A 26,063-nucleotide genomic window follows, 5' to 3' on the forward strand; every position below is an offset into this window, starting at 1 on the left:
GGGAAGACGAATCCATGACCGCCGAATGGGACTACATCATCGTCGGCGCCGGCTCGGCCGGCTGCGTGCTGGCGAACCGGCTGAGCGAGAACGGGCGGCACAGGGTGCTGCTGCTGGAGGCCGGGCCGAAGGACAGCAGCTTCTGGATCCCGATGCCCGTCGGCTTCTACAAGCTGCTGACCAGCAAGACCTACAACTGGGGCTTCGTCACCGAGCCCGAGGCCGGCACCGGCAACCGCCCGATCGCCACCCCGCGCGGCAAGACCCTCGGCGGTTCCAGCGCGATCAACGGCGTGCTGTATGTCCGCGGCCAGCCGCTCGACTACGACACCTGGAGCCAGTTCGGCAACCGCGGCTGGTCCTACGAGCAGGTCCTGCCCTACTTCCGCAAGTCCGAGACCTACACCAACGGCGGCGACGACAGCCGCGGCACCGACGGCCCGCTCGGCGTCACCGAGACCACCGAGCGCCACGAGCTGCTGGACGCCTTCGTGGCGGCCGCCGAGAGCCGGGGCTTCCCGCGCAACTCCGACTACAACAACGGCGACCAGGAGGGCTTCGGCTATTATCAGCTGACCGCCCGCGGCGGCCGCCGGGTCAGCGCCGCCAAGGCGTACCTCCACCCGGCCAAGGGTCGCGCCAACCTGACGGTCGAGACCGAGGCCTTCGCCACCGGCCTGCTGTTCGAGGACGCGCGCGCCTGCGGGGTCGCCTACACCGTGCGCGGACGGCGCCGCGAGGCCCGGGCCGGCCGCGAGGTGATCCTGGCCGCCGGCGCGGTGCAGTCGCCGCAGCTGCTGGAGCTGTCGGGCATCGGCGACCCGGCGCTGCTGCAGCGCCACGGCATCGCGGTCCGCCACGCCCTGCCCGGGGTCGGCGAGAACTACCGCGACCACTACGGCACCCGGATGCGCTGGCGCATCACCAAGCCGATCACCCTCAACGAGCTGACCCGCGGGCCGAACCTGGTGAAGGAGGTGCTGCGCTGGGGCCTGACCGGCAAGGGCGTGCTCGGCTACGGCGCCGGCATCATCTTCGGATTCGTGAAGACCCGACCGGAACTGGCGACCCCCGACGTGCAGTTCCACCTGGCCCATGCCAGCTACGCCGACGCCGCCACCCGCAAGCTCGAGAAGGAGCCAGGCATGACCCTGGCGGTCTGCCCGCTGCGCTCCGAATCCAAGGGCAGCATCCACATCAGGTCGGCCGACCCGGCGGCTCCGCCGGCGATCCGCGGCAACTTCCTGTCCGACCCGGTCGACACCGCCGCCATCGTCGAGGGCATGAAGATCGGCCGTCGGATCGCCGAGGCCGGCCCGCTCGACCCTTACCGGGCCTTCGAGATGACGCCCGGGCCGGACTGCACGACCGACGCCGACTTCGAGGCCTATGCCCGCCAGACCGGCCAAACCCTCTACCACATCGTCGGCACCGCCAAGATGGGACCGGCCACCGACGGACAAGCGGTGGTCGACGACCGTCTGAGGGTGCATGGCGTGCCGGGGCTGCGGGTGGTCGACGCCTCGATCATGCCGACCCTGGTGTCCGGCAACACCAACGCCGCGGCCATCATGATCGGCGAGAAGGGCTCGGCCCTGATCCTGGAGGACGCGAAGGCATGAGCGACATCGGCGACTTCCGGGAGCTGGCGGACCGCCTCGCGGATACCGCGCGAACCATCGTGCGCGAGGGCCGCGACCGGCTGGCCATGGACATCAAGGCCGACGGCAGCCCGGTCACCGCCATCGACCGGGCGGTCGAGCGGGCGCTGCGCGAGATCCTGGCCCGCGAGGCGCCGGACCACGGCGTGCTGGGCGAGGAGTTCGGCCCCGAGGGCCTGGACCGCGAGTTCGTCTGGGTGCTGGACCCGATCGACGGCACCAAGCAGTTCGCCGCCGGCCTGCCCGGCTTCGGCGTGCTGATCGCGCTGTGCCGGAACGCCCGGCCCGAACTGGGGATCATCGAACAGCCACTGACCGGCGAGCGCACGCTCGGCCTGTCCGGGGGCGGCTGCTGGCTGAACGGCCGCCCGGTGCGCACCAGCGGCAAGACCGACCTCGCCGAGTGCATCGCCGGCATCTGCAACCCGGACTCCTTCGGCCCGTCGCACGATCCCGGCATGCAGCGCCTGCGCGGTGCCACCCGCTGGAACGTCTGGGACACCGGCTGCCTCGGCTACGCCTCGCTGGCGCGCGGCACGATCGACGTCACGATCAACGGCCCGAACCTCGACGCCTTCGACATCTGCGCCCTGGTGCCGGTGGTCCAGGGTGCGGGCGGTTCGATCACCGCCTGGGACGGCGGCGCGCTGACCCTGCAAAGCGAGGGGGCGATCGTGGCGTCGGCGAGCGAGGAACTGCACGCGGCGGTGTGCGGTCTGCTGAACGACGGCCGAGCCTAGCCGAACCTGCCCGCCCGATAGTCCCGGACCGCCTGCTCGATCTCCTCGCGGCTGTTCATGACGAACGGGCCGTAGGACACCACCGGCTCGCCGATCGGGTCGGCGTGGCCGTACAGGACCGCGGCGTCGCCGGTCGCCTCGATCTCCACCGTATCGCCGTCGTCGTTCAGTTCGACCAGCCGGAATCCCCCAACCTCGGTCCCTCCAGCCTCGGTCCCGGCGATCCGCAGGTCGCCGCGCACGACGTAGAGGAACACGCTGCGCCCGGCCGGGGCCGGCAGGACGACGCGGCCGCCGGCCGTGAGTTCGACGGTGCTCATGAACACGCCGGTGAGCGGCCGGAACGGACCGGCCTTACCCTCGTACTCCCCGGCGATCAGGTTCACCGTCACCCGGCCGCCGTCGCTCGCGAGCGCCGGGATGTCGGCACGCTGCAGACCCCTGTACGCGGGAGCCGTCATCTTCAGCCGGGCCGGCAGGTTCAGCCAGAGCTGCAGGATCTCCAGGTCGCCGCCGCTGCGCTTGAAGTCCTCGGGCGAGACCTCGGCATGCACCAGACCGCTGCCGGCGGTCATCCACTGCACGCCGCCGGCCTCGATGACGCTCTCATGGCCGCCGCTGTCGTGGTGCGCGAGGCTGCCCTCTAGGATGAAGGTCACGGTCTCGAAGCCGCGGTGCGGGTGCGGGCCGAACGGCAGGCCATGATTGTCCGGGCCGTAGGACTGCGGACCGTGGTGGTTCAGGAACAGGAACGGATCGACCTGGTCGAGGCCCGGGCCCGGCAGCGGCCGGCGGGTCACCAGATCGCCGATGTCGTCGCGCTGGGCGGCGTGCAGGGCCTTCACAGTGCGGTGCGGCATGGGGCGTCCTCCTGGCGGCATTCAAGCAGGCCGCGCGGAACATGTCGCGCCCAGCGGCGTTGCCTCCTCGACCAGGCGCGCCGACGCGCGCCGCCCATGAGGCATGGAGGTCCCGATGACCGAAAGCAGTGACCGAAGCGATCGTATTCGCAAGGACGAAGCACCGGCGGCAGGCCTGAACGCCGCCACCGGCCGCGAGCCCTACACCCATCCGGTCGACGCCAACCTGGGTGCAGCCCGGACCGAAGAGCACGCCGCCCCGGCCCCCACAACCCGCGTCCGTGGCAAGCTGTGGGCCATCGCCGGCCTGGTGATTGTGGCGTCGGCCGCGGTGCTCCTCACCAGTATCTGATTCACCCGTAGCTCTTCGACATTCCCGCCGACGGGTCGGCGAAGGCGCCATAGGGTGGATACGGATAGCGCAGGCCATTCTTCGCCAGCGCCTTCAGCCCGTCGACCCCGCGCACGAACTCGTCCGGCGGGCAGGCCATCAGCAGCTCGTCGTCGGCCACCCCGCCGTAGCGGCGCTCGGCGTAGCACGGGATCGACAGGCTGGTCTCGCGGGTGCTCAGCGCCCGGCCCCAGCTGTCGGCGCAGGCGCTCTCGCCGGTCACCTGGAAGTCGTAGCGCCGGTAGGAGCGGTACTGCAGGCCGTTGATGAACAGGATCATCTGCCCGGGCGTGGCGTAGAACAGGCATACGTCCGGCGGGTCCAGCCGGCCGGAGCGCAGCGGCGACGCCGCCAGGCCGGAATACCGCCCGGCCGCCACCCGCGGCATCTGCGCCTGGTGGGCGGCGGCGGCCTCGCGGTTCTCGAACCAGACCCCGGTCATGTTCTCGCCGGACGACAGCTTCTGCGGCACCGGCTCCAGGCCGATGTTGGCGCCGCAGCTGGCGTTCGGGCGCAGGTTGTCGCGCACGACGCCGAGCGTGAAGCCGGCGGTGCGGACCTGGGTGACCAGCTGGCAGGTGGTGAAGCCGCGTCCCTCGCCCGGCTTGCGCAGGCCCGGGATCGCATGCATCTCGGCGACATCCTCGAACAGCTTCATGCCGAACGGCAGGGTGCGCAGCCGCAGCAGTTCCGACAGCGCCTCCGCGGTCTCCTTGATCTCGGCTCCGGTCGGCGTCGGAACCGGCTCGCGCGGCGGGATCGGATCGAGCGTATCGGGCATTTTCGGCCTCCTTGAAACGGCGTTTCCCCTGCTAGTTTCCATCCAAGCGCATCAACCGCGCGGCGTACAGGGAGGAAGACCGCATGAGCCGAGCGTTCGACGGCATACGGGTGATCGACTTCACCCAGGTCCTGTCCGGGCCGTTCCTGACCCTGCAGCTGGCCCTGCTCGGCGCCGAGGTGATCAAGGTCGAGCCGCCGCAGGGTGGCGACCAGATGCGCGACCGCATGCTGCCGAGCCCGCATATGGACCGCGGCATGGCGTCCCCCTTCCTGGCCCTCAACCACTCCAAGCGCAGCCTGGCCCTGGACCTCAAGGACCCGCGCGGCCGGCAGATCGCCCTCGACCTGATCCGCACCGCCGACGTGGTGGTCCACAACTTCCGCGGCGGCGTGGTCGACCGGCTGGACCTGGGCTGGGACGCCGTGCGCGCGGTCAATCCGAAGGTCGTGTACTGCGCCCTCACCGGCTACGGCTCGACCGGCCCGAAGGCGGCCGAGGCGGCCTATGACGGCGCCGTGCAGGCGGCCTCGGGCATGATGATGGGCAACGGCCATGCCGGGACCGGGCCGACCCGCACCGGCTACTTCCCGGTCGACCTGTTCACCGGCCAGGCCGGCGCCTTCGCGGTCGCCGCCGCGCTGTTCCGGCGCGAGCGCACCGGCGAGGGCCAGTATGTCGACCTGTCGATGCTCGACTCGGCGCTGGCGATCCAGGCACCGTCGGTCTGCCAGTACACCGTCGACGGCATGCTGCCGGACCTGATCGGGAACAGCTCGGCGACCAACCTGCCGACCGCCGGCAGCTTCCCGACCGCCGACGGACTGGTGCTGATGTCGGCGACCATGCAGCACCATGTCGAGGCGATCTTCGCCGAGGCCGGCCTCGGCGACCCGAAGGCCGATCCGCGATTCGCCGATTCCGCCGCCCGGCGGGCCAATGGCGACGCCCTGCGCGCCACCCTGGTCGAGGCCTTCGCGACCGACAGTGCAAGCAGTTGGGCGGCCCGGCTCGGGAAGCGCGGCGTGCCGATCGCCAAGGTCAACACCATGGCCGAGGCGGTGGCGGAGCCGCAGCTCGAGCATCGGGGCATTCTGCTGGAGGTGCCCGCGCCGCGCGGCTTCGACGCGCCGATGCGGCTGATCGGAGCGCCCTTCACCGCCGATACCGACGGCCCTGCGGCCGCCGGTCCGCCGCCGGTTCTCGGGCAGGACGGCGGGGCGGTCCTGCGCGAGCTCGGAATGACCGAGGCGGACATCGCCGCGCTCCGGGAGGCCGGGGTGGTGGGTGCGGCAACCGCCTGAAACAACTGAAACACTTTTACCGGCCCGGCGTGCTTCGGCGGAAACCGGCGCTTCCTAGATTGGGCATTCGAGACGATCGGAGTCATCCGGTCCGCCTAAACAAGGAGCCCGACCATGTCGATCCAACACCTCGTCTTCGCCGACACGCTCGGCGCCCAGGCCCTGGCCGCCGGCCGGACCGTCGCCCGAATCGTCGCCGCCCCGTTTGCCGCGATGGCCCGCATCGCCCGCATCAACCGGACGGTCCGCCAGCTCGAGGGGCTGGACGACCGCACGCTCGCCGACATCGGCCTTCGCCGCACCCACATCGTGTCGACCTCGATCCAGGTCGTCGACTGGCCGCACGTCGACCCGCGACGTCTGGCGAGGTGAGCCGCCGCACGATGGCGCCGGGGCCGCGTTCCGCCTACCATGACCGACCCGGCGCCGGGTCGCGGCGTCTTCGACGTGCGTTCGCCATGCCGTCCACGCCGCTGCCCAGATTTGACACCCCCCCGATGGACGAGCCGCACCGGCGCGCCCTGCTGGATTTCGCCGTCCGCCAGTCGTCGACCGTGTTCTACATCGCCGACATCGGGACCGGGCGCCGCACCCGCTTCATCAGCGATAACGTCGAGTGGCTGACCGGCCATCCGGCGGCGGCGTTCACCGAGCAGCCGGGCTACGGAACCGCCCTGCTCCACCCCGACGACCGGCCGGCCTATTTCGAGGCCATGAACCGGGTCCACGAAGTCGGCGAGCTCAGCCTGGAATACCGCTTCCGCCGCAAGGACGGCGACTGGGCCTGGATCCGCGACACCCTGCGGGTGGTCGACGCCGACGGCGAGATGGCGGTCGTCGGCTGCATGGTCGACGTCACCGCTGAGAAGGAGGCGGTCGCCCGCGTCGACACCGCCGAGGCGGTCACCCGTGCGCTGCTGAACAGCGCGATGGACGCCATCCTGGCGACCGACGAGACCGGCATCGTCGTCGAGTTCAACCCGGCCGCGGAGAAGATGTTCGGCTACCGGCGCGAAGCCGCGCTCGGCCGCCCGCTGGCCGATCTGATCATCCCGCCGCAGTTCCGCGACGAGCACGCCGCCGGCATGCGCCGGTTCCGGGAATCGGGCGAGCTGACCCACGGCAACCGCCGCATGGAGGTCGCGGCGATGCGCGCCGACGGCTCGACCTTCCCGGCCGAACTGACGATCTCGGCGACCGATGCCGGGCCGACCCGGCTGGTAATCGGCGAAGTGCGCGACATCTCCGAGCGCATGGCCGCGCGCGACGAGCGCCGGCGGCTGATCCAGCTCATGACCGACGCCATGGAGGGCCTGCCCGACGGCTTCGTGGTCAGCGACGCCGACGACCGGATCCTGTTCTGCAATGCCGCCTTCGCCCGACCCTACGGCCGGCCGCAGAGCGAGCTGATCGGCCTGACGCCGGACGACGTCGCTCCGGATTTCTTCCGCCACCTGCGACGCTTCGACGGCCGCCTGATCGAAGGCGACCGGACCCAGGTCGCCTGGGTCGCCGAACGGCTGCGCGAGGTCGGCGGCAGACCGATCGAGCTCGAACTGACCGACGGCAGCTGGCGCGAGATCAGCCGCCACCGCATGTCGGACGGCGGAGTCGTGACCCTGCGCGCCGACATCACCGACCGCAAGCGCGCCGAACTGGCGCTACGCGACAGCGAGGCGATGATCCGCCGGCTGCTGGAGGCCGCCCCGGTCACGGTCGGGATGACCCGGGCCGAGGACGGCCTGATCCTGTACGAGAGCCCGGCCTCGCGCCGGCTGTTCCTGCGCGACCCGATCGTCGGCGACCTGTCGGCCCGCAGCTTCTTCGTCGATCCGGAGGAGCGCGACCGCTACGTCGAGATCCTGTACCGCGACGGTGGGGTGGACGCCTTCGAGGCGGTCTTCCGCCGGACCGACGGCTCCGAGTTCAGCGCCGCGGTCTCGGCGCGGCTGATCGACTACCAGGGCCAGCGGGTGGTGGTGTCCAGCGTGTTCGACCTGACCGAGCGACGGCGGGTCGAGGCCGAGATGAACCGCCAGCGCGAGGCCCTGCACCAGAGCGAGAAGATGAGTGCGCTCGGCGAGTTGCTGGCCGGCGTGAGCCACGAGCTGAACAACCCGCTGTCGGTGGTGGTCGGCCAGGCCCTGCTGATGCGCGAGACCGCGACCGACCCGAAGACCGCCGAACGCGCCCGCAAGATCGGCGAGGCCGCCGACCGCTGCGCCCGGATCGTCCGAACCTTCCTGGCGATGGCCCGCCAGCAGCCGACCGAGACCCGCGCGGTCGACGTCAACGCCAGCATCGAGACGGCGCTCGAGGTCACCGGCTACATGCTGCGGACCGCCGACATCGACGTCAGCCTGGAGCTGACGCCCCTGGTGCCGCCGATCCTGGCCGACCCCGACCAGCTCAACCAGGTGATCACCAACCTGATCGTCAACGCCCAGCACGCGCTCGCCGGCGCCGAGCGGCCCCATCGCCTGCGGCTGATGACCAGCCACGACCGGCGCACCGACCAGGTGATCGTGAAGGTGTCCGACAACGGCAAAGGCGTGCCCGACGCGGTGGCGTCGCGGATCTTCGAGCCGTTCTTCACAACCAAGGAGGTCGGCCACGGCACCGGCCTGGGCCTGGCGATCACGCACCGCATCGTCGAGGCGCATGGCGGCGGCATCGAGCTGGAGAAGACCCCGGGCGGCGGCGCCACCTTCGTGCTGACCTTCCCGGCCCACAACGCTCCGGCGCGCTTCGCGGCCGGCGGGCCGGGGGCCGCCCTCGGGCCGGCCCTGTCGGTCCTGGTGGTCGACGACGAGCCCGAGGTGGCCGAGATCGTCTCCGACGTGCTGACCGGCAGCGGTCACCGGGTATCGATTGCGACCTCCGGACGGGCCGCCATGGAGAAGCTGGTCTACCGACGCTACGACGTCGTCCTCAGCGACGTCCGGATGCCGGACCTGGATGGCCCGGCGCTGTACGAGTTGCTGGAGGAGCGCTATCCGGAACTGCTCGACCGGGTGGCGTTCGTGACCGGCGACACCATGAGCCCGCCGATCCGCGCGTTCCTGGAACACTGCGGCCGGCCGTTCCTGGAGAAGCCCGTGGTGCCCGCGGACCTGAGAAAGCTGGTCGAGCGTCTGGGGCGCAGCGGCGGAAGCGATCGTCCCGGCGGGCGCTGAGGGGGGGAGAATCATGAGCGATCGAATCCACGTCGTGGTGGTCGACGACGAGCGCGACATCCGCGAGACGGTCGCCGAGTACCTGGACATGAACGGGTACAAGGTATCGAAGGCCGACGGCGGCGCCGCGCTGCGCAAGATCGCCGGGCAGGGCCGCATCGACCTGGCGGTGCTCGACGTCACCATGCCGGGCGAGGACGGCTTGTCGCTGGCCCGCTGGCTGCGCGAGCAGAGCGGGGCCGGCGTCATCATGCTGACCGCCCGGGACTCCGTGGTCGACCGCGTGGTCGGCATCGAGATGGGCGCCGACGACTACGTCACCAAACCGTTCGACCTGCGCGAGCTGCTGGCCCGGGTCAAGGCGGTGCTGCGGCGCGTCGGACGGACCTCGGCACCGGCCGCCGACGGCGGCGGCGCCGATCACCGTACCGTGCGCTTCGGTGCCTGCCGCCTCGACCTGGATGCCCACAAGCTGTTCGGGCCGGACGACGGTGAGATTCCGCTGACCGCCATGGAGTTCGACCTGTTGCGGGCGTTCGCCGAGCGGCCGAACCGGGTGCTGACCCGCGACCAGCTGCTCGATCTCGCCCATAACCGCGACTTCGAGCCGTTCGACCGCTCGATAGACATCCGGATCGCCCGCATCCGGCGCAAGATCGAGGCGGATCCCGCCAAGCCGGCGGTGATCAAGACCGTCCGCGGCGCCGGCTACCTGTTCTCCTCGACCGCCGACGGATCGTAAAGAGAATCGAATATTCTGCTTTCGATCCTGAACTCCACGAAGCGAATTTCAGCCCTCACGCTTTAGAATTTTCGAAACTGAAACGCATTTGAAACACTTTTCCCGTGTGGCGACACAGACGGGAAACACCGGCCCCCTAAACCTCCCTCCAGCACAAGCGGCCAACCGGATCGACCGGCTCGGGCCGCCCGCAGGGAGATCGGCCATGAGAAGCATTCAGATCGGTGGCACCGCCGTTGCGGTGCGGGAGATCGGGGAAGGCATCCCGGTGGTGCTGCTGCACTGCACCGGCAGCAGCGGCAACCAGTGGCGCGGCATGGCCGACGCCCTGCTGTCCGGCCCGCTCGCCGGAAACCGGGACGGGCGCGGCTACCGCCTGATCATGCCGGACCTGCGCGGCTACGGAGAGTCGGAGCCGTGGAGCGGCCGCGGCCCGATGAGGCTGATGGACGACGCGGCGATCGTTCGCGTGATCGCCGAGGAGGCCGGCGAGCCCGTGCATCTCGTGGGCCATTCCTACGGCGGCGCGGTCGCCCTGACGGCGGCCCTGCACGCCCCGGAGACGCTCTCCAGCCTGACCCTGATCGAACCGGCCGCGTTCTTCCTGCTGCGCGGCGGATCGGCCTCCGACCATGCGCTGTTCGTCGAGATCGCCTCGGTCGGCGAGCGCATCGCCAAGGGCCTGGTCAACGGCGAGTACCGGGCGGCGATGGAGCATTTCGTCGACTACTGGAGCGGCGCCGGCGCCTGGCGTTCGATGGCCCCGCAGGCGCACGACATGCTGTGCCGGCGGATTGCGGCGATCGCCCTGAACTTCGCCACCACCACCGGCGAGAAGACCCCGCTCGAGGCGGCGGGCCGGCTGAAGCTGCCGACGCTGCTGCTGCACGGCACCCGCACCAAGCCGATCGCCCGGCGGATCGTCGAGCGCCTCATGTGGACGCTGCCGAACGCCACCCTGCGCAGCGTCGAGGGTGCCGGGCACATGCTGCCGCTGACCCATCCGAGCCCGGTCGCCTACGCCGTGGGCGACCATGTGACCGGCCGCGAGAACGCGGTGGTCCAGTTCCTGGAGCGCTGCGCCGCCTGAGCGACGCCGTCTCCATTCACACCCAGCCCCCAACTGAGACCCGAGAGGACTTCACGATGACCACGTCGAAACACCCCGAGACCCAGGTGCTGCACGCCGGCTTCCGCTCGGATCCGACCACCGGTGCGGTGGCGGTGCCGATCTACCAGACCACCTCCTTCGACCTGGGTACCACCCAGGACGCCGTCGAGCTGTTCAGCCTGCAGAAACTGGGCAACCTGTACACCCGGGTCATGAACCCGACCACCGACGTGCTCGAGCAGCGGCTGACCGCGATCGAGGGCGGCGCCGCGGCCCTGGCCCTGGCGTCCGGCCAGGCGGCGATCACCACGGCGATCACCACCATCGCCCAGGCCGGCGACAACGTCGTGTCCGGGACCGACCTGTACGGCGGCACCTGGAACCTGTTCGCCCACACCTTCAAGCAGATGGGCATCGAGGTCCGGTTCGTGGATCCGAGCGATCCGGACGCGTTCCGCCGGGCCGCCGACGGCCGGACCCGGGCGTTCTTCGGCGAGACCCTGCCGAACCCGAAGCTGGTGCCGTTCCCGATCGAGGAAGTGGCGCTGATCGGCGAGGCGCTCGGCATCCCGCTGATCGTCGACAACACCGCCGCCCCGCTGATCTGCCGGCCGTTCGACCACGGCGCCCATGTGGTGGTGTACTCGACCACCAAGTATATCGGCGGGCACGGCACCTCGATCGGCGGCCTGGTCATCGACTCCGGGCGGTTCGACTGGGAGAAGCACGCCGACCGCTTCCCGGCCCTGACCCAGCCCGACCCGAGCTACCACGGCACGGTGTGGACCGAGGCGGTCAAGCCGCTCGGCCCGATCGCCTACATCATGAAGGCGCGCTGCTGCGTGCTGCGCGACACCGGCGCCTGCATGAGCCCGTTCAACGCGTTCATGTTCGTCCAGGGCCTGGAGACCCTGCCGCTGCGGATGCGCGAGCATTGCCGCAACGCCGAGGCGGTCGCGCGGATCCTGGCCGAGCACCCGGCGGTGACCCGGGTCATTCACCCAGGCCAGTTCACCGGCGAGGCCCGGCAGCGTGCCGACAAGTACCTGCAGGGCGGCAACGGCGGCCTGGTCGGCTTCGAGCTGGCCGGCGGCATCGAGGCCGGCATGGCGTTCATCGACCGCCTGCAGCTGCTGCACCACGTCGCCAACATCGGCGACGCCCGGTCGCTCGCGATCCACCCGGCGTCGACCACCCATCAGCAGCTGACCGAGGACCGCCAGCGCGCCGCCGGCGTCACCCCCGGCTATGTCCGGCTGTCGGTCGGCATCGAGCATATCGAGGACATCGAGGCCGACCTGATGCAGGCGCTCGACGGTCTCGGCCGGGTGGCCGCGGCCGCGTGAGCGAACGGCGGGGCGGCCCCCACCGCCCCGCCGCCCACCCCCGACAGCACGTCCCGTTCGAGGAGATGACGACCATGGCCATCATCCTGCCTGCCGGCCTGCCCGCCATCGAACCGCTGCGCCGCGAAGGCGTCACGGTGTTCGAGGACGAGCCCCCGGCACCGTTCGCCGGCGGCGTGCAGCCGCTGACCGTGGCGCTCGTCAACATCATGCCCGACAAGCCGACCACCGAGTCCCAGTTCGCCCGGCTGCTCGCCGGCGGCGAGCGGCCGGTGCGGCTGGTGCCGGTGCTGCCGGACGGCTACCAGCCGCAGACCACCGGCCCGGATCATGTCGCGCGCTTCTACCGGCGCTGGTCAGAGGTCGACCGCTACGAGCTCGACGGCATCGTGGTCACCGGCGCGCCGCTCGAGCACCTGCCGTTCTCGGCGGTGCGCTACTGGCCGGGCATGTCGGCGATCTTCAACTGGATCGCCGCCGCGCGGCTGCCCGCGATGCATGTCTGCTGGGCGGCGATGGCGGCGCTGTGGCACGACCACGGCGTGCCCAAGCAGGACCTCGCCGAGAAACGCTTCGGCATCTTCTCCCACGTGCCGCTGGACGTCCGATCGCCGGTCATGCGCGGCATACCGCTGCCGCTCGACATGCCGGTGTCACGCTGGGCGGAGGTCCGGCTGTCCGACCTGCCGATCGACGGCTCGGTCCGGCCCCTCGCCCTGGCCCCGGTATCCGGCCTCGCGCTCGCCGAGGATCCGGCGCGCCGGGCGGTCTACGTCCTCAACCACCCGGAATACGACGCCGACACCCTGGACCGGGAATACGAACGCGACCGGGCGCGCGGCATCCGGGTGCCGCGGCCGGACCCGGTCCGCACCGCCGGGTTCTCCTGGGGGCCGACCGGCCGCGTCCTGTTCGCCAACTGGCTGGCCGGAATGGCCCGGCTCGACCTGCGCGACCGGCCGCAGGGCATGCTGGACCTGCTGTTGCGCATCCAGGCCCAGGGCCACGGCATGGCCGAGGGCGGCTATGCCTGCGGCAGCACCCGACACTGAAACGCCGTCGCTGAAACAAATGAAACACACATCCGTCACCGCCGCCGCGGATCTGAAACGGCATGCCGGTATTGCTGCCGCCGACAAGGGACGGGGGGATACCGACATGAGCGAGAACGTGATTCACGCAGCCCGCGCGCTGCTGAAGGGGACCATCTCCGAGAACGCGCTCGGCACCGACGTGATGTACGCGGTGCGCGGCTTCCGGGCCGGCCTGATGGACAAGCGCGGGTTCCTGGAGGCGGTCGCCCGCGGCTACCGCAAGGCCGGCTCGGCGTTCCGCTTCGACAGCCAGGGCAACCTGCACAAGGCGTGATGCGGCCAGGGCCGACCCGACCGGTCGATCGTCAGTCGGCGTAGAAGGTGTGGGCGCCGATCCGGGCGATCCGGGTCAGGCCCCGGGTCCATTCCGGCTCGCCCAGCCGGGCGGCGTGGAAATACAGCGCGCCGCCGGTGCGGTCCCGCAGAACCCCGGTCAGCGCCTTGGTCGCCACCATCACCGACGCCCGCAGCGCTTCGAGATCCTCGATCTTCGGCGGCTTGCGGGTCCAGGAGAACTGCCCCGGCTGCATGATGACGTCGGTCAGGGTCGTCGGGAAGCGCCCGTCCTTCAGGCGGTTCAGGGTGACATGCGCGACCGCGGCCTTGCCCGAGATGCCCTCGCCGCGCGCCTCGTAGTAGATGTTGAGGGCCAGCAGCACGATATCGCGCTCCGACACGTCGTCCGGAAGCGCGGCGCTGGCCAGGTCCAGCACGTCCCAGGCATCGGCCATCGCCGAATTGAGCGCCTGCGATCCGGGGTATCCGGTCACGGTCGAGGTGGCATGCACGGCTCCGCCGCCGCCGATGGCGCCGATCAGGATCAGAAGAACTGCTGCGATGAAGCCGCCGCGCCCTGGCACCGTACCGGGTCCACACCTCTGCCTTACCAAACCGGCCTGTTCTGGCCGACCGTTCGGCTATTAGCCGATTTGCGAGGCCCTGGCGAGGGGGATGTCACGGCCCGCCTGCCGGTCACCCGGTTCGCCCGAGCCCGTCGAGCGCCGCCCGGATGCGCTTCTGGTGGGCGGCGTCCGGCATCGCCATCGGCTGCCGGGCGACCCCGGCCGGGCAGCCCTGGACGCTCTGCGCGAACTTCACCGAGGCCGGCAGGTTGTCGTGCGGCATCAGCGCGTTCCAGACCCGCAGCAGCTTCACGTGCAGGTCGTGCGCCTTTGCATGATCGCCGGCCCTGACCGCATCCCACAGCGCCACCGACGCCCGTGGCGCCGCCGACAGGATGGCGGCGATCGAGCCGTGGGCGCCGAGCGCGTAGGACGGATACATCAGGGCGTCGACGGCGCTGAAAATGCGCTTGCCCGGCTTCACGTCGGCCATCAGGTCGGCCAGCAGCTTCAGGTCGCCGGCCGACTGCTTGACACCGATCACCGCCGGCACCTCGTCCATGATCCGCAGCAGCAGCGCCGGCGACAGATAGGTCCAGGGCACCACGTTGTAGATCAAGATCTGCTGGCCGGTCTCGCCGGCCAGGGTCCGGAAATGCTCCACCATGGCGTCGTCGCCCGGCCGGAACAGGTAGTGCACCGGCGTGACCTGCAGGGCGGCGACCTTCAGGTCGCGCACCAGCCTGCCGCGCCTGACGGCCTCGCGCGTGCTGTCGGTGATGATGCCGGCGATCACCGGGGCCCGGCCGCCCGCGACGTCGGCGGCGGCCTGCACCAGGTCGCGGAACTCCTCGGCCTCCAGGGTCTGGCCCTCGCCGGTCGACCCGCCGACCGCGACGCCGTGCGCGCCCTCGCCGATCAGCCAGTCGATCTGCCGGCCGGCGGCGGCGAAATCGATGTCGCCGGCCGCGTCGAACGGCGTCGTCGCCGGTGGAATCACCCCCGTCAGGTCGGTCATGGCACGCTTCCTCTTCCGCAATATGGAATTATTGTTCAGGCCGCAGCTCGTTTGATGGGAGTATCTTTCCAGAATTTCGGCTGAGTCAATTCACCTTCCACTAGAGGAGCGAACCCGGTACGCTAAGAAATTCCACAATATGGAATTGTTGATGCCCGCCTCTTCGATGAAGTCGCTGCACAAGGCGATCGCCGTCCTCGACTGCTTCAGCCGGACCGAGCCGTCGCTGACCCTGGGCAGCATCGCCGCCCGGCTGGCGCTGCCGAAGCCGACCGCCCACCGCCTGCTGGCCGCCCTGCGCGAGGCCGGGCTGATCGTCCAGGACGGCAGCCGCGACCGCTATCGCCTGGGGCTGAAGCTGGTGGCGCTGGGCGGCGTCGTGCTGTCCGACCTGGCGCTGTTCCATGTCGCCCGGCCGTATGCCGAGCGGCTGGCCAACCAGAGCGGCGAGGCCGCCCATCTGTGCGCCTTCGACGGCTTCAACGTGATGTCGATCGACCGCCGCGAGATGCAGCCGGGGCGCAACGAGCAGGTGATCATCGAGCGCGAGCCGCCGCACTGCACCTCCACCGGCAAGGCGATCCTGGCATTCCAGCCGGAGCAGGTCGTGGCACGCGTAGTCGCCGCCGGGCTGCCGCGCTTCACCGCCGGCACCATCACCGACCCGCAGGCGCTGCGGGCCGAGCTCGCCGAAGTGCGCGACCGCGGCTACGCCCTCGACCTGGAGGAGCGGCAGGTCGGCATCCGCTGCGTCGGCGCCCCGATCCGCGACCCGGCCGGCGCCGTGGTCGGCTCGATCAGCGCGACCGGCCCGGCCGACCGCTTCCCGGACGGCCGCCTGCCGGCGATCGCCGAACTGGTGACCGGGACCGCCCGGGCGATCTCCAACGCCCTGGCCGCCCGCGCCGGTTGAACGTCACGCCCCCTCGGGGATGGTCCCGTCATAGGCGACGGCGTGGTCGGCGGTCTCCCAGATCGCCCGCATGGCCGGCTTGTGCTGCTCCTCGTGGACATGCCCGACCAGCCCGGCGCAGCGGGTGATCAGCGCGAACCCGCGCAGGATCTCGGCCGGCACCCCGCAATCCCCCAGGCAGGCGGCGATCGCCCCGGTCGCGTTGATGGTGATGTGCTTGCCGTAGACCGCGTCGACCGCCGCCGACAGCGCCAGCACCGCTTCGACATGGCGGTCGGCCACCCCCTGGTCGCGGGCCACCTGGAACAGCCGGATCGAGCGCGGGTCGTCCGGCCGGTGCAGGTGGTGGCCGAAACCGGGCAGCGGCTTGCGGGCGGCACGATGCTGCTCGGCGACCCGCCGGGCAGCCGCCGGCACCCCGGCGGAGTCGGCCAGGATCTCCGCCAGCAGCGCGGCGCAGCCCTCCATGGTGCCGACGAATACGCTGCCGACCCCCATCAGCCCAGCCGCGACCCCGGCCTGCATCGCCTCCGGCGCGCTCGAGTAGATCAGCCGGGTGGCGAGCGCGCTCGGCGTCAGCCCGTGCTCCATCAGGGTCACCAGGCAGGCGTCGACCACCGCGGTCTGGGCCGGCGTCGGCATCCGCCCGAGTATCTGGAAGTAGATCATCTCGGTGAAGCTGAGCTTGCCGATCAGCTCGCGGCACAGGCTGCGGTCTCGGATGAAGATGTCTTCGTTGGTATGGGTCGCGATGCTGGTGGTCTGCTTGTCCGGCATGAAGCTCATCGAGGCAACTCCGCTTGCGTGTTCCGGGGCCGAGGGTCGGACGATCGGCGGGCCCGAGCAACGGCTTGATTGCAGGAATCAACCAAGGGCCGGGCGCCGGCAGGACCTATCCTGCGGTGCTTCGACCCGCAGGAGGAAGACCGCCGTGCCGCTGCCCGCCCCGATCGCCCAGGCGTTCGACCGCCAGGCCGCCGCCTGCCACGACCTCGGCTCGCCGTTCAACGCCCTGCTGTGCGAGACGCTGCGCACGCACCTGTCGGCGGAGAGCCGCTTCGGAAGGCGGGTCCACGACTGGCCCGGCCAGCCGGTCGAGGACGCCCTGGCCCTGCGCGTCTGTGGCGGCCTGCACGCGCTGAGCCGGTCCGGGCGCTGCCCGACGCTGGCCGCGGCCTATCCACCGGCCGAGCCCGACACCGGGCGGCTCCGCGAGGCCGTCGAGGCGGCGCTCGACGGGCATGACGACTTCCTCTGCGACTGGCTGGACAGCCCGCCGCAGACCAACGAGGTCTCGCGCTCGGCCTCGATCCTGGGCGGCTGCCTGAGCGTCGGCCTAGCGACCGGACTGCCGCTGGAGGTCTACGAGATCGGTTCCAGCGCCGGGCTGAACCTCGGCTTCGACCGCTGGCACTACGACCTCGGAATCGCCGAATGGGGCTCCGAGGCGTCCGGCGTCCGGATCGTCTCACGCTGCGAGGGCAGGTTGCCGCTCGACGCGCCGCTGACGGTCGTGCACCGCGAAGGCTGCGACCGCAATCCGCTCGACCCGCGCTCGGCGGCCGACCGCGAGCGGCTGCTGTCCTACATCTGGCCCGGCCAGGCCGAGCGCAGCGCCCGCATCGCCGCTGCGCTGAAGATGGCGGCCGAGGCCGGCTGGCGGGTCGAGAGGACCGACGCCGCGGAGTGGGTCGAGGACCGGTTCGCCCGGCCCGGGACGCCCGGCCGGACCCGGGTGCTGGTGCACACCATCGTCTGGCAGTACCTGCCGACGGATACGCAGCGCCGCATCGAAGCCGCGATCCGCGCCGCCGGAACCGCCGCGACCGCGCGGTCGCCGGTCGCCTGGCTGCGGATCGAGCCGGACGGCGTCCAGGGCTCGGCCGGCGTCCGCCTCACACTGTGGCCGGATGGCGAAACCCGCCTGCTCGGCCGCGCCGACTTCCACGGCCGCTGGCACCGCTGGGACCTCCCGAGCTGAGACGCGGGGATCGGGCATCTAGTCGATGATCTTGATGTAGGCCCGTCCCTCCATCGGAGAGGCCGCTCCCGACGGCACGAACAGGTCCTGCCGGAACTTCCTGGGGTTGTCGACTTCGATGACGAACGGGCAGTCCATGATCACACGCTCCGCAATAACACGCGAATGCGCCTTGTCGCCATTCCTCGCCAGAAAAAACTTCGGCGAATCATCCATTGTTATAAACAATAATTCATGATCGAAATCTCGGCAAAAATCATTTATTCCTTCGATCATCCCAATCGCATGCTGGTACTGTTCAGGCGTCATATTTCTTCGAATTTTCATCTTGTTCATATTGATACCCATATACCAATAATCATCACCACAAAGAAATCCGCCATCCTTAATTTTGGGAGCGAATTCCTTCAGGTCACGATAAATGTTCTCATAGTCGTGATAACCATCGATATAAACCCAGTCGAAATAACCGTCGGGAAAATTCTTCGCCGCATTGAACGAGTAATCTCGTGTCAATTCGACCCGCCCGGCGCGCTCCGGCTTGTTCGCCCACGCGAGAACATTCTTATATGCGATTTCCATCTCATTCTGGGGCACGTGCTTTAAATACACGTCGTCGTCATAGACGCCCCATGGATCAATCAAGTGAAGTTTCTGAGGATTTATCCGATCGAACATAATCCTCGCATTGTTTCCATTTTTAACCCCAACCTCGCCGCCAATAGTATGTTTCTTGAAATAATTGTAAACCTGATCGACGCCATAAGACACAATGAACATCAGGAAGACTCCGCCACCGGTTTACGGTTCGAAATCATTCCATGGAAGACAGAACCGTTCCAGGCAAAACCATAAGTGAAGACCGTCGGCCGCCGGTCGGGCCGGTCGATCCGGCGCGCCCGGTCGCCAACTCACCATTGGCGGCCGGGCGGCGCGAGAGTACCCGGTCCGGCGCTCAGAACGCCTTGTCGGTCTCCGGCCGGTACCGGTTCCTCGGCATGAAGCCCGAACGCGCGGCCTCGCGCGGCTCGCGCACCCAGACCTCGCGGTTCGGGTGCAGGCCGCCGCCGCGGGTCGCCGGCACCGCGGTGTGGCGGGCGCGGTGCAGCAGCCGCGTGTCGGCAATGCCGCAGTTCGGGTGGATGCCGCCGTTGTCGGCCACCGCCTTGTCCCAGGCCACCTTGCGCGTCGCCAGCGTCGCCGGGTCGTTCAGCGCGGTGCAGGTCAACTCGTTGGCGTTCAGGTCGACCACGATCTCGTCGCCGTCCTCGATGAACGCGATCGGGCCGCCGAGCGCCGCCTCGGGGCCGACATGGCCGATCACCAATCCGACCGACCCGCCGGAGAACCGGGCGTCGGTCATCAGCCCGACCACGATGCCGCGCTCGCGGCACAGCGTGGTGATCCGCGAGGTCGGGTCGAGCATCTCCGGCATGCCCGGCGCGCCGCTCGGCCCCTCGTAGCGCACGATGATCATGTCGTGGTTCTCGAAGCTGCCCGGCGTCTCGTCGAGCGCCTTCAGCAGCCCCTGCTCGCCCTCGAATACCCGCGCCTTGCCGATGAAGGTGTTGTTCTCCAGGCCGCCCTCGACGCCGGCGAGCTTCAGGATCGCCGAGAAGTCGGGCGACAGGTTGCCGCCCAGGACCCGCAGGCCGCCGGTCGGCTTGTACGGCTTCGCGACCGGATAGACGACCCTGCCGTCGACCGGCTTCGCCTCGAGACGGGCGACCTGGGCGGCCAGGGTCTCGCCGGTGCAGGTCATGACCTCGCCGTTCAGCAGGCCGGCGTCCAGCAGCTCGCGGACGATCACCTGCACGCCGCCGACCTCGTCGATGTCGACCATCGAGTATTTGCCGTAGGGCCGGGCGTCGGTCAGCACCGGCACCACATACTGCGACAGGTGGTTGAACTCCTCCGGCGTCATGACCTCCTTCCAGAAGTCGCCGAAGCCGGCGGCCCGGGCGATCTCCGGCGCGTGCAGGGTGACGTTGGTCGAGCCGCCGATCGACATCGCCACGATCACCGCGTTGCGCAGGGAGTCGCGCTGGACGATGTCGCGCGGCTTCAGGTCGGCGTCGATCATGGCCGCCAGATGCTCGACCAGTTCGGCCGGGAACTCGGTCAGCCGGCGCGGGTCGTCGGAGGCCGGCGCCACCATCTGCAGCGGCTGCATGCCGACCACGCCGATGAAGGTCTGCATGGTGTTGTAGGTGAACATGCCGCCGCAGCTGCCGAAGCCCGGGCAGGCGTGGCAGGCGATGTGGTGGCGGTACTCGGGGTCCGGGTGGCCGGCGACCTGGTAGGCGCTGACGATGTCCAGCGCCTCGCCGGTCTTCGGGTCGTGGCCCGGGTGGATCGGTCCGTCCGACATGATGATGGCCGGCTGGTTGTGTTCCAGCAGGGCGGCCAGCGTGCCGACCGGCGGCTTGTCGCACGCCACCACCGCGATGGTGCCGGCCAGGCCGGTCGCCTCCAGATGCTCGCACAGCGCGTCGTGGGTAACCTCGCGGCCGATCAGCGAGTAGCGCATCTCGCGGGTGCCGTTGCGGATGCCGTCGGAGGTGGCGATCGTGAATTCCGGCTGGACGAGGCGCAGCTTGAGGTCGTCCTTGCCCTGGCCGATGCGGCTCTTCAGGCAGGCATGGATGGCATCGACCTTCGCCGCGACGCCGAGATAGCACTGGCTGTCGCCCTTGGTGCCGACCACGCCGACCGACGGCTCGTGGATCAGTTCCGGGTCGGTGCCGAGTTCGCGCGCGAGCCCGATGGTCTGGGTGGATCGGCCCGGGTGGCGGTCGATGAGGACGGTCTTTGAGTTCTTCACGGGAGGTTCCTTAAGACGGCGACAGACGGTCGGCGAGCGGTGACGGCCCGGGAGGCTGACCCGCCCCGGTCGATTGGTCCAGACGGAATGTTAGTGCATCGGCGGTTTCTCCGCCAAGCCGGGCCCGACCGCACCGCGCGTCGCACACACTTCGCGAGCTCGGCCGACGGAGACAACGGCCCCGCGTTAAGCATTTTTTATCTCTATTTTGCGCGAATTGCGCCGGGAGAAGGCTCGGAGGGATTTGGAAATGCGCAGTTTCACAGGTCTTTGGACCATTCGAAATCGAATGATCGTGGTCGCCGCGGCGGCCATCGTCGCGATCGCCCTGCTCGGCGGGCTCCAGTTCATGGCCGCCGGAGCCGTCAAGTCGACCACGGCCCAGGTCGCCGAGCTGAAGGCTGCGCAGGACATTCTCGGCGAGGCCAGGCGGAAGAACATCGAGCTGCTGCTGGCGGCGATGGACTCGATCATCGACAAGGCCGAGGGCTCCATCAACCCCGAGCGGAAGGAAGTGATCGGCCAGGCAGTCGGGTACATCGAAGCTCATCTGGCCGACATCGAGGCCCTCGGCATCCGGGCCGGGGCCGGCGACATCACCGGCCCCCTCGAGGCCGACTTCGCAGCACTCGCGAAGGCGATCCAGGTCGACCTCGCCAAGGCGATCGAGAGCAACGCCGCCGACGACGCGTTCGCCCGGATCGACGACGTGATCGACGGCGCGGGCGAGCGCTTCGCGGCGTCGCTGGCGGCCGTCGACCGGGGCGCGAACGCGTTGCTGGAAGGCCAGCTGGCCGCGGCGAACGAGGCGGTCGACCGGTCCCTGACCGCGGCGATCCTGGCCTCGGTCGTCGCGCTCGCCGTGTTCCTGCCGCTGGTGATCTTGGTGACCCGCAGCATCGTCTCCGGCCTGGCCGGGCTGACCGCGGCGATGACCCGGCTGGCGCGCGGCGAGCTCGCCACCGAGGTGCCCTACACCGCCAACCGCGACGAGCTGGCGACCATGGCCGGGGCGGTCCAGGTGTTCAAGGAGAACGCCCTCGAGATCGACACGCTGCGCGGCGAGCGCGAACGCCAGGAGAAGGCGGCCGCCGAGGAGCGGCGAACCGCCATGATGTCGCTCTCCGACGAGTTCGAGGCCTCGGTGAAGTCGGTGGTCGACACCGTCTCCTCGGCCGCCTCGGAGATGAGCGGCACGGCCGACCGTGCCGTCGCGGCGACCGACGCCGCGGTCCGCGAGGCCAACGAGGTGGCGGAGACGTCCCAGCAGACCAATGCCGCCGTCCAGGCCGTGGCGACCGCCGCCGAGCAGCTCAGCAGCTCGATCCTGGAGATCAACCGCCAGGTCGGGCAGTCGGCCCAGATCACCCGGGAGGCGTCGAGCACCGCCCAGACCACCAACGAGCAGGTCCGCGGGCTCGCCGAGGCCGCCGAGAAGATCGGCGACGTCATCTCGCTGATCCAGAGCATCGCCGAGCAGACCAACCTGCTGGCGCTGAACGCGACGATCGAGGCGGCCCGCGCCGGCGAGGCCGGCAAGGGCTTCGCGGTGGTCGCCTCGGAGGTCAAGAGCCTGGCCACCCAGACCGCCAAGGCGACCGAGGAGATCTCCGGGCAGATCGCCGCCATCCAGGCCGCCACCGGCACCGCCGTCGAGGCGATCGGACGGATCACCGCCACCACCGAGGAGATCAACACGATCACCGCCTCGGTTGCGGCGTCGGTCGAGCAGCAGGGCGCCGCCACCCAGGAGATCTCCCGCAGCGCCCAGGAGGCCGCCCGGACGGTCGAGCAGACCGCCGAGACGATCCGCCGGGTCAGCGAGATGTCGATGGAGACCGGCCGGTCGGTGGGGAGCGTCTCGCAGGCGGCCGGCCTGCTCGACAGTCAGTTCGTTTCGCTGCGCGGCCAGGTCGAGACCTTCATCGAGCGGATCCGGGCGGCGTGACGCCGCGGGCGGCGCCGGTTCGTCCGGCGCCGTCTCAGCCGGTCGGGGCCGGCGGCCGGCCCTTCTCCGCCAGCCTGACCGCCACCATCAGCGTCAGGTTGATCGGCGTCGGGATGCCGTGCTCGGCCCCCTTGCGCACCACGTAGCCGTTCAGGAAGTCGATCTCGCTCGGCTTGCCGCGCAGCAGGTCGCGGGCGGTCGACGACAGCTGCCCGGGCATGCGTTCGGCGACCGCCAGCATCTGCGCCGCGGTGTCCGCCGGCAGCGTCACCCCGCAGGCCGCGGCGACCGCCGTGCACTCGGCCACCACGCCCAGCATCACCTCGCGCGCGCCGTCGGTCTGCAGCATCGGTGCGTAGGGGATCGCCCCGATCGCCGACAGCCCGTTGTAGGCGCAGTTGGTGACCAGCTTGCCCCACAGCGCCGCGTCGATGTCGTCCGACACCGTCGTCGGGATGCCGGCCGCCGCGAGCACCCCGGCAAGCGCCGCGCCGTCCGGCGCCGCCCCGATCACCAGCTCGCCGCCGCCGTGGTGCCTGACATGGCCCGGACCGGCCATCCCGGTGCCGGCATGGACGATCGCCGGAACCGCCGACCGGCCGGCCACCGCGGCGAAGCGCTCGGCGTTGTCGATGCCGTTCTGCAGGCTGAGGACCGTCGTGTGCGGCCCCAGGCGCCCGGCCAGCGAGCGCGCCACGCCCTCGGTGTCGGCCGATTTCACGCAGACCATCACCAGGTCCGGCCGGTCGATGCCGGCGGCGTCGACCGCGGCCCGCGCCGGCACATGCTCCCTGCCCGCCGCGGTCTCCAGGAGCAGCCCGTGCCGGTTGATCGCGTCGACATGGGCCGGCCGGCCGACGAAGGTGACATCGTGCCCCGCCCGCGCCAGCAGTCCGCCGAAATAGCAGCCGACCGCGCCGGCCCCGAACACGCAGACCCGCAACGCACCCTCCCCGGTCACGACCCCTCCCCCTGCGTCAGCCGATTCTCCAGCTCGTGGCGCTGGATCTTGCCCGACGCGCTGCGCGGGAAGTCGTCGGGACCGATGAAGCGGATGTCCTTCGGCTGCTTGTAGCCGGCGAGCTCGGCGCGGCAGCGGGCGTACAGCTCGGCCTCGGTCACGGAATCGTCCCGGCGGGCGACGAACGCCACCGGCACCTCGCCCCACCTGGGGTCCGGCCGTCGCACCACCGCGGCGTCGGCGACCCTTGGGTCGGCCAGCAGCACCCGCTCGATCTCGGCCGGGTAGATGTTCTCGCCGCCGGACTTGATCAGGTATTTCACCCGGTCGACGAAATCCAGCGTGCCGTCCGGATTGCGCACGAACACGTCGCCCATGTGGAACCAGCCGCCGCGGAAGTCGCGGGCGTTGGTCTCGGGGTTGCGCCAGTAGCCGCTGAACAGGGTCGGGCCGCGCATGGTCAGTTCGCCCGGCGTGCCGTCCGGCACCTCGTTGTCGTCGGCGTCGACCAGCCGGACCTCGCAGAACGGGGACTGGCGCTTCGACAGCCGCGCCGGCGCCTCGCCGACCGGCAGCAGGCTGGACGAGCAGGGCGGGCAGCCGGTCTCGGTCGCCCCGAAGGTGTTGGCGTAGGGGGCGCCGAGCAGCCGGGTGATGCGGGCGATGTCGGCCGGCGGCACCAGATCGGCCATCACCCCGCAGACCTTCACCCCGCGCGCGCCGACGACACGGCGCTCCAGCTCGTCGGCGAAGGCGCCGACCATGCCCGGCATCAGCAGCAGCCAGCCCAGCGGCTCGGTCGCGATCACCTCGGCCAGCCGTGCCTGGTCGAAGCCGTCGACCGGGATCACCTTGCCACCGGTCATCAGGGCGCCGATCGAGCACTCGGCCGCCCCCATGTGGTAGAGCGGCGACCAGGCGGCGAAGGCGTCCTCGGGCGCCACCCCGAACTCGGCCCGGATCACCAGGTTGCGGACGATCTCGGCGCGGTGCGAGATCACCGCCCCCTTCGGCAGGCCGGTGGTGCCGCTGGTGTACAGGATCAGCAGCGGATCCTCCGGGTCGACCGCCTCGAGCGGGTCGAAGTCGGCCGGCTCGGCCGCCGCCAGATCCGCCTCGTAGCCGGCACCGAACTCGACGACCCCTTCGCCGCGCCCCAGCTCTTCCAGCTTCGGTCGATGCCTCGGCGAGGCCAGCACCGCCTTCGGCTCCACCAGGTCCAGGCAATGCCGCAGCTCGCCGGCCGACAGCCGCCAGTTCTGGCAGGCCAGGATGGCGCCGAGCCAGGCGGCGGCGAAATAGCACTCCAGGTATTCCAGCCGGTTCTCCGACAGGATCGCGACCCGGTCGCCGCGACCCACGCCTCGCGTCGCCAGCAGCCCGGCCAGCCGGCGCACCCGGTCGACGAACTGCCCGTAGTCGAGCCGCCGGGCGCCGTCGTCGACCGCAACCGCGAGCGGGCTCAGCCGGACCTGCTGCAGCAGCAGGCCCGCCACCGTGCTGCGGGCGCTGCGCGCCGCCGCCGGCACTTCCAGACCGGTCTCCATCCCCCGGCGCCCCTCGGCGGCCCCGGTCAGCGGAACTGCGCGCCGCCGTCGACGTCGATCACCGTGCCCGACAGGTAGGCGACCTTCGGCGAGGCCAGCATGACCGCCATCGCCGCGATCTCCTCCGGCTCGGCCGGGCGACCGAACGGCAGGCCGGTCAGCATCTCCTCCCAGCGCGACTCGTCGCCGAACGCGGTCTTGGCCCGCGACTTGGACAGCGCCACGATGCGGTCGGTCCGGGTGGCGGCCGGGTGGATGCCGAACACCCTGACACCCCATTCCGGCGACTTGCCCCCGACCGCGTTGGTGAAGGCGTTCAGCGCGGCGTTGCCGGCACCGCCGCAGACGTAGTCCCAGCGCGGCTGCCGGCCGGCCATGCCGATGACGTTCAGGATGGTGCCGTCGCCGCGCTCCTTCATGCGCGCCAGATACAGCTGGGTGAGGTGGATGTAGCCCATGACCTTCAGCGCCCAGGCCTGCTCCCAGCGCGCCATGTCGATGTCGAACAGCCCGCCGCCGGGGATCGCGCCGGCGTTGTTGACCAGCACATCGGCGTCGCCGTGCTCGGCCGCCAGCTTCTCGCGGTCGGCCGGCTTCGAGAGATCGAGCGCCATGGTGGCGACATGGCCGGGCAGCCCCTTGGCCGCCTCGTCCAGCCGCCCGGCGTCGCGCGCCACCAGGGTGACCGTGGCCCCCTCGCCCAGGAACGCCTCGGCCACCGCCAGCCCGATGCCCTTCGAGCCGCCCGTCACCACCACGCGCTTGCCGGCGATTTGCAGATCCATGTTCGGCCTCCCTGGGGTTTCGTCGCTGCAGGGATTGT

The 26,063-nt window shown here is 70.4% G+C and carries 24 protein-coding genes; 14 read left to right on the forward strand and 10 right to left on the reverse strand.

Annotated elements, in window-relative coordinates; all coding sequences use genetic code 11:
* Positions 1 to 14 precede the first annotated feature (14 nt).
* Both RIC31_RS27200 and RIC31_RS27205 read left to right on the forward strand, forming a co-directional pair.
* Positions 15 to 1,622, forward strand: coding sequence for a GMC family oxidoreductase (locus RIC31_RS27200; RefSeq protein ID WP_350115971.1), 1,608 nt, complete (start codon positions 15 to 17; stop codon positions 1,620 to 1,622).
* Complete coding sequence (locus tag RIC31_RS27205) at positions 1,619 to 2,401, forward strand: inositol monophosphatase family protein (protein WP_350115973.1); 783 nt, start codon at positions 1,619 to 1,621, stop codon at positions 2,399 to 2,401. Before RIC31_RS27200 ends, RIC31_RS27205 begins: the two co-directional genes overlap by 4 nt.
* Here the strand turns inward: RIC31_RS27205 and RIC31_RS27210 are convergent.
* Positions 2,398 to 3,261: a pirin family protein gene (locus tag RIC31_RS27210; RefSeq protein ID WP_350115975.1), complete on the reverse strand. Its 864-nt coding sequence runs from the start codon at positions 3,259 to 3,261 to the stop codon at positions 2,398 to 2,400. The genes RIC31_RS27205 and RIC31_RS27210 overlap by 4 nt on opposite strands.
* A 115-nt stretch (positions 3,262 to 3,376) precedes the next feature.
* Between RIC31_RS27210 and RIC31_RS27215 the strand changes: the two genes are divergently transcribed.
* Positions 3,377 to 3,613, forward strand: a complete 237-nt coding sequence (locus RIC31_RS27215; protein WP_350115978.1) for a hypothetical protein — start codon at positions 3,377 to 3,379, stop codon at positions 3,611 to 3,613.
* A gap of 1 nt (position 3,614) precedes the next feature.
* On the opposite strand, the gene RIC31_RS27220 is transcribed toward RIC31_RS27215, so the two are convergent.
* Positions 3,615 to 4,433 carry a DUF169 domain-containing protein gene (locus tag RIC31_RS27220; RefSeq protein WP_350115981.1) on the reverse strand — a complete coding sequence of 273 codons (819 nt, stop codon included), beginning with the start codon at positions 4,431 to 4,433 and terminating at the stop codon, positions 3,615 to 3,617.
* An 83-nt stretch (positions 4,434 to 4,516) separates the two neighbouring features.
* Here RIC31_RS27220 and RIC31_RS27225 point away from each other — a divergent pair, with 83 nt between their 5' ends.
* From RIC31_RS27225 to RIC31_RS27260, 8 genes are all read left to right on the forward strand, one after another.
* Positions 4,517 to 5,737 (forward strand): CaiB/BaiF CoA transferase family protein, encoded by a 1,221-nt coding sequence (locus RIC31_RS27225; RefSeq protein WP_350115984.1) that lies wholly within the window; start codon positions 4,517 to 4,519, stop codon positions 5,735 to 5,737.
* A 114-nt stretch (positions 5,738 to 5,851) separates the two neighbouring features.
* The gene (locus RIC31_RS27230) at positions 5,852 to 6,109 is read left to right on the forward strand and encodes a DUF1127 domain-containing protein (protein WP_350115987.1); all 258 of its coding nucleotides are present in this window, start codon (positions 5,852 to 5,854) and stop codon (positions 6,107 to 6,109) included.
* 125 nt (positions 6,110 to 6,234) lie between these two features.
* Positions 6,235 to 8,913, forward strand: a complete 2,679-nt coding sequence (locus RIC31_RS27235) for a PAS domain S-box protein (protein WP_350115990.1) — start codon at positions 6,235 to 6,237, stop codon at positions 8,911 to 8,913.
* 13 nt (positions 8,914 to 8,926) lie between these two features.
* Entirely contained in the window at positions 8,927 to 9,655 is a 729-nt protein-coding gene (locus RIC31_RS27240; RefSeq protein ID WP_350115993.1) for a response regulator, read from the forward strand.
* Positions 9,656 to 9,860: 205 nt separating this feature from the next.
* The gene (locus RIC31_RS27245; protein ID WP_350115996.1) at positions 9,861 to 10,745 is read left to right on the forward strand and encodes an alpha/beta fold hydrolase; all 885 of its coding nucleotides are present in this window, start codon (positions 9,861 to 9,863) and stop codon (positions 10,743 to 10,745) included.
* A 56-nt stretch (positions 10,746 to 10,801) separates the two neighbouring features.
* A complete protein-coding gene (locus tag RIC31_RS27250) occupies positions 10,802 to 12,112 on the forward strand; it encodes an O-acetylhomoserine aminocarboxypropyltransferase/cysteine synthase family protein (protein WP_350115999.1) in 1,311 nt (436 codons plus the stop codon).
* A 74-nt stretch (positions 12,113 to 12,186) separates the two neighbouring features.
* Positions 12,187 to 13,164: a homoserine O-acetyltransferase/O-succinyltransferase family protein gene (locus RIC31_RS27255; protein WP_350116001.1), complete on the forward strand. Its 978-nt coding sequence runs from the start codon at positions 12,187 to 12,189 to the stop codon at positions 13,162 to 13,164.
* A gap of 106 nt (positions 13,165 to 13,270) precedes the next feature.
* A complete protein-coding gene (locus tag RIC31_RS27260) occupies positions 13,271 to 13,480 on the forward strand; it encodes a hypothetical protein (protein WP_350116003.1) in 210 nt (69 codons plus the stop codon).
* A 31-nt stretch (positions 13,481 to 13,511) separates the two neighbouring features.
* Here RIC31_RS27260 and RIC31_RS27265 read toward each other — a convergent pair whose 3' ends face one another.
* Together RIC31_RS27265 and RIC31_RS27270 are read right to left on the reverse strand one after the other, a co-directional pair.
* On the reverse strand, positions 13,512 to 14,066 hold the full coding sequence (locus tag RIC31_RS27265) for a cell wall hydrolase (RefSeq protein WP_350116006.1): 555 nt from the start codon (positions 14,064 to 14,066) through the stop codon (positions 13,512 to 13,514).
* A 112-nt stretch (positions 14,067 to 14,178) separates the two neighbouring features.
* Entirely contained in the window at positions 14,179 to 15,066 is an 888-nt protein-coding gene (locus tag RIC31_RS27270) for a dihydrodipicolinate synthase family protein (RefSeq protein WP_350116009.1), read from the reverse strand.
* Between the two features lie 151 nt (positions 15,067 to 15,217).
* Here RIC31_RS27270 and RIC31_RS27275 point away from each other — a divergent pair, with 151 nt between their 5' ends.
* Positions 15,218 to 15,979: an IclR family transcriptional regulator gene (locus RIC31_RS27275; protein WP_350116012.1), complete on the forward strand. Its 762-nt coding sequence runs from the start codon at positions 15,218 to 15,220 to the stop codon at positions 15,977 to 15,979.
* A gap of 3 nt (positions 15,980 to 15,982) precedes the next feature.
* Here RIC31_RS27275 and RIC31_RS27280 read toward each other — a convergent pair whose 3' ends face one another.
* Positions 15,983 to 16,765, reverse strand: a complete 783-nt coding sequence (locus tag RIC31_RS27280; RefSeq protein ID WP_350116015.1) for a citryl-CoA lyase — start codon at positions 16,763 to 16,765, stop codon at positions 15,983 to 15,985.
* Between the two features lie 145 nt (positions 16,766 to 16,910).
* Here RIC31_RS27280 and RIC31_RS27285 point away from each other — a divergent pair, with 145 nt between their 5' ends.
* Positions 16,911 to 17,960 carry a DUF2332 domain-containing protein gene (locus RIC31_RS27285; protein WP_350116017.1) on the forward strand — a complete coding sequence of 350 codons (1,050 nt, stop codon included), beginning with the start codon at positions 16,911 to 16,913 and terminating at the stop codon, positions 17,958 to 17,960.
* 18 nt (positions 17,961 to 17,978) lie between these two features.
* Here RIC31_RS27285 and RIC31_RS27290 read toward each other — a convergent pair whose 3' ends face one another.
* Together RIC31_RS27290 and RIC31_RS27295 are read right to left on the reverse strand one after the other, a co-directional pair.
* A complete protein-coding gene (locus tag RIC31_RS27290) occupies positions 17,979 to 18,740 on the reverse strand; it encodes a class I SAM-dependent methyltransferase (RefSeq protein ID WP_350116020.1) in 762 nt (253 codons plus the stop codon).
* A gap of 175 nt (positions 18,741 to 18,915) precedes the next feature.
* Positions 18,916 to 20,784 carry a dihydroxy-acid dehydratase domain-containing protein gene (locus RIC31_RS27295; protein WP_350116023.1) on the reverse strand — a complete coding sequence of 623 codons (1,869 nt, stop codon included), beginning with the start codon at positions 20,782 to 20,784 and terminating at the stop codon, positions 18,916 to 18,918.
* Between the two features lie 289 nt (positions 20,785 to 21,073).
* On the opposite strand from RIC31_RS27295, the gene RIC31_RS27300 reads away from it, so the two are divergent.
* A complete protein-coding gene (locus RIC31_RS27300; protein ID WP_350116026.1) occupies positions 21,074 to 22,732 on the forward strand; it encodes a methyl-accepting chemotaxis protein in 1,659 nt (552 codons plus the stop codon).
* Between the two features lie 34 nt (positions 22,733 to 22,766).
* Here RIC31_RS27300 and RIC31_RS27305 read toward each other — a convergent pair whose 3' ends face one another.
* The 3 genes from RIC31_RS27305 to RIC31_RS27315 are packed head-to-tail and all read right to left on the reverse strand — an operon-like array spanning position 22,767 to position 26,025.
* A complete protein-coding gene (locus RIC31_RS27305) occupies positions 22,767 to 23,693 on the reverse strand; it encodes a ketopantoate reductase family protein (RefSeq protein ID WP_350116029.1) in 927 nt (308 codons plus the stop codon).
* Complete coding sequence (locus RIC31_RS27310; RefSeq protein ID WP_350116031.1) at positions 23,690 to 25,240, reverse strand: class I adenylate-forming enzyme family protein; 1,551 nt, start codon at positions 25,238 to 25,240, stop codon at positions 23,690 to 23,692. Before RIC31_RS27310 ends, RIC31_RS27305 begins: the two co-directional genes overlap by 4 nt.
* A gap of 26 nt (positions 25,241 to 25,266) precedes the next feature.
* The gene (locus tag RIC31_RS27315; RefSeq protein WP_350116034.1) at positions 25,267 to 26,025 is read right to left on the reverse strand and encodes a short-chain dehydrogenase/reductase; all 759 of its coding nucleotides are present in this window, start codon (positions 26,023 to 26,025) and stop codon (positions 25,267 to 25,269) included.
* Positions 26,026 to 26,063 lie beyond the last annotated feature (38 nt).

This window comes from Thalassobaculum sp. (assembly GCF_040219615.1).
Lineage (GTDB): Bacteria > Pseudomonadota > Alphaproteobacteria > Thalassobaculales > Thalassobaculaceae > Thalassobaculum_A.

Coding starts and splice junctions, on each gene's coding strand:
- RIC31_RS27200 (WP_350115971.1), top strand. CDS start 15: ATGACCGCCGAATGGGACTACATCATCGTCGGCGCCGGCTCGGCCGGC.
- RIC31_RS27205 (WP_350115973.1), top strand. CDS start 1,619: ATGAGCGACATCGGCGACTTCCGGGAGCTGGCGGACCGCCTCGCGGAT.
- RIC31_RS27210 (WP_350115975.1), bottom strand. CDS start 3,261: ATGCCGCACCGCACTGTGAAGGCCCTGCACGCCGCCCAGCGCGACGAC.
- RIC31_RS27215 (WP_350115978.1), top strand. CDS start 3,377: ATGACCGAAAGCAGTGACCGAAGCGATCGTATTCGCAAGGACGAAGCA.
- RIC31_RS27220 (WP_350115981.1), bottom strand. CDS start 4,433: ATGCCCGATACGCTCGATCCGATCCCGCCGCGCGAGCCGGTTCCGACG.
- RIC31_RS27225 (WP_350115984.1), top strand. CDS start 4,517: ATGAGCCGAGCGTTCGACGGCATACGGGTGATCGACTTCACCCAGGTC.
- RIC31_RS27230 (WP_350115987.1), top strand. CDS start 5,852: ATGTCGATCCAACACCTCGTCTTCGCCGACACGCTCGGCGCCCAGGCC.
- RIC31_RS27235 (WP_350115990.1), top strand. CDS start 6,235: ATGGACGAGCCGCACCGGCGCGCCCTGCTGGATTTCGCCGTCCGCCAG.
- RIC31_RS27240 (WP_350115993.1), top strand. CDS start 8,927: ATGAGCGATCGAATCCACGTCGTGGTGGTCGACGACGAGCGCGACATC.
- RIC31_RS27245 (WP_350115996.1), top strand. CDS start 9,861: ATGAGAAGCATTCAGATCGGTGGCACCGCCGTTGCGGTGCGGGAGATC.
- RIC31_RS27250 (WP_350115999.1), top strand. CDS start 10,802: ATGACCACGTCGAAACACCCCGAGACCCAGGTGCTGCACGCCGGCTTC.
- RIC31_RS27255 (WP_350116001.1), top strand. CDS start 12,187: ATGGCCATCATCCTGCCTGCCGGCCTGCCCGCCATCGAACCGCTGCGC.
- RIC31_RS27260 (WP_350116003.1), top strand. CDS start 13,271: ATGAGCGAGAACGTGATTCACGCAGCCCGCGCGCTGCTGAAGGGGACC.
- RIC31_RS27270 (WP_350116009.1), bottom strand. CDS start 15,066: ATGACCGACCTGACGGGGGTGATTCCACCGGCGACGACGCCGTTCGAC.
- RIC31_RS27275 (WP_350116012.1), top strand. CDS start 15,218: ATGCCCGCCTCTTCGATGAAGTCGCTGCACAAGGCGATCGCCGTCCTC.
- RIC31_RS27280 (WP_350116015.1), bottom strand. CDS start 16,765: ATGAGCTTCATGCCGGACAAGCAGACCACCAGCATCGCGACCCATACC.
- RIC31_RS27290 (WP_350116020.1), bottom strand. CDS start 18,740: ATGTTCATTGTGTCTTATGGCGTCGATCAGGTTTACAATTATTTCAAG.
- RIC31_RS27300 (WP_350116026.1), top strand. CDS start 21,074: ATGATCGTGGTCGCCGCGGCGGCCATCGTCGCGATCGCCCTGCTCGGC.
- RIC31_RS27310 (WP_350116031.1), bottom strand. CDS start 25,240: ATGGAGACCGGTCTGGAAGTGCCGGCGGCGGCGCGCAGCGCCCGCAGC.
- RIC31_RS27315 (WP_350116034.1), bottom strand. CDS start 26,025: ATGGATCTGCAAATCGCCGGCAAGCGCGTGGTGGTGACGGGCGGCTCG.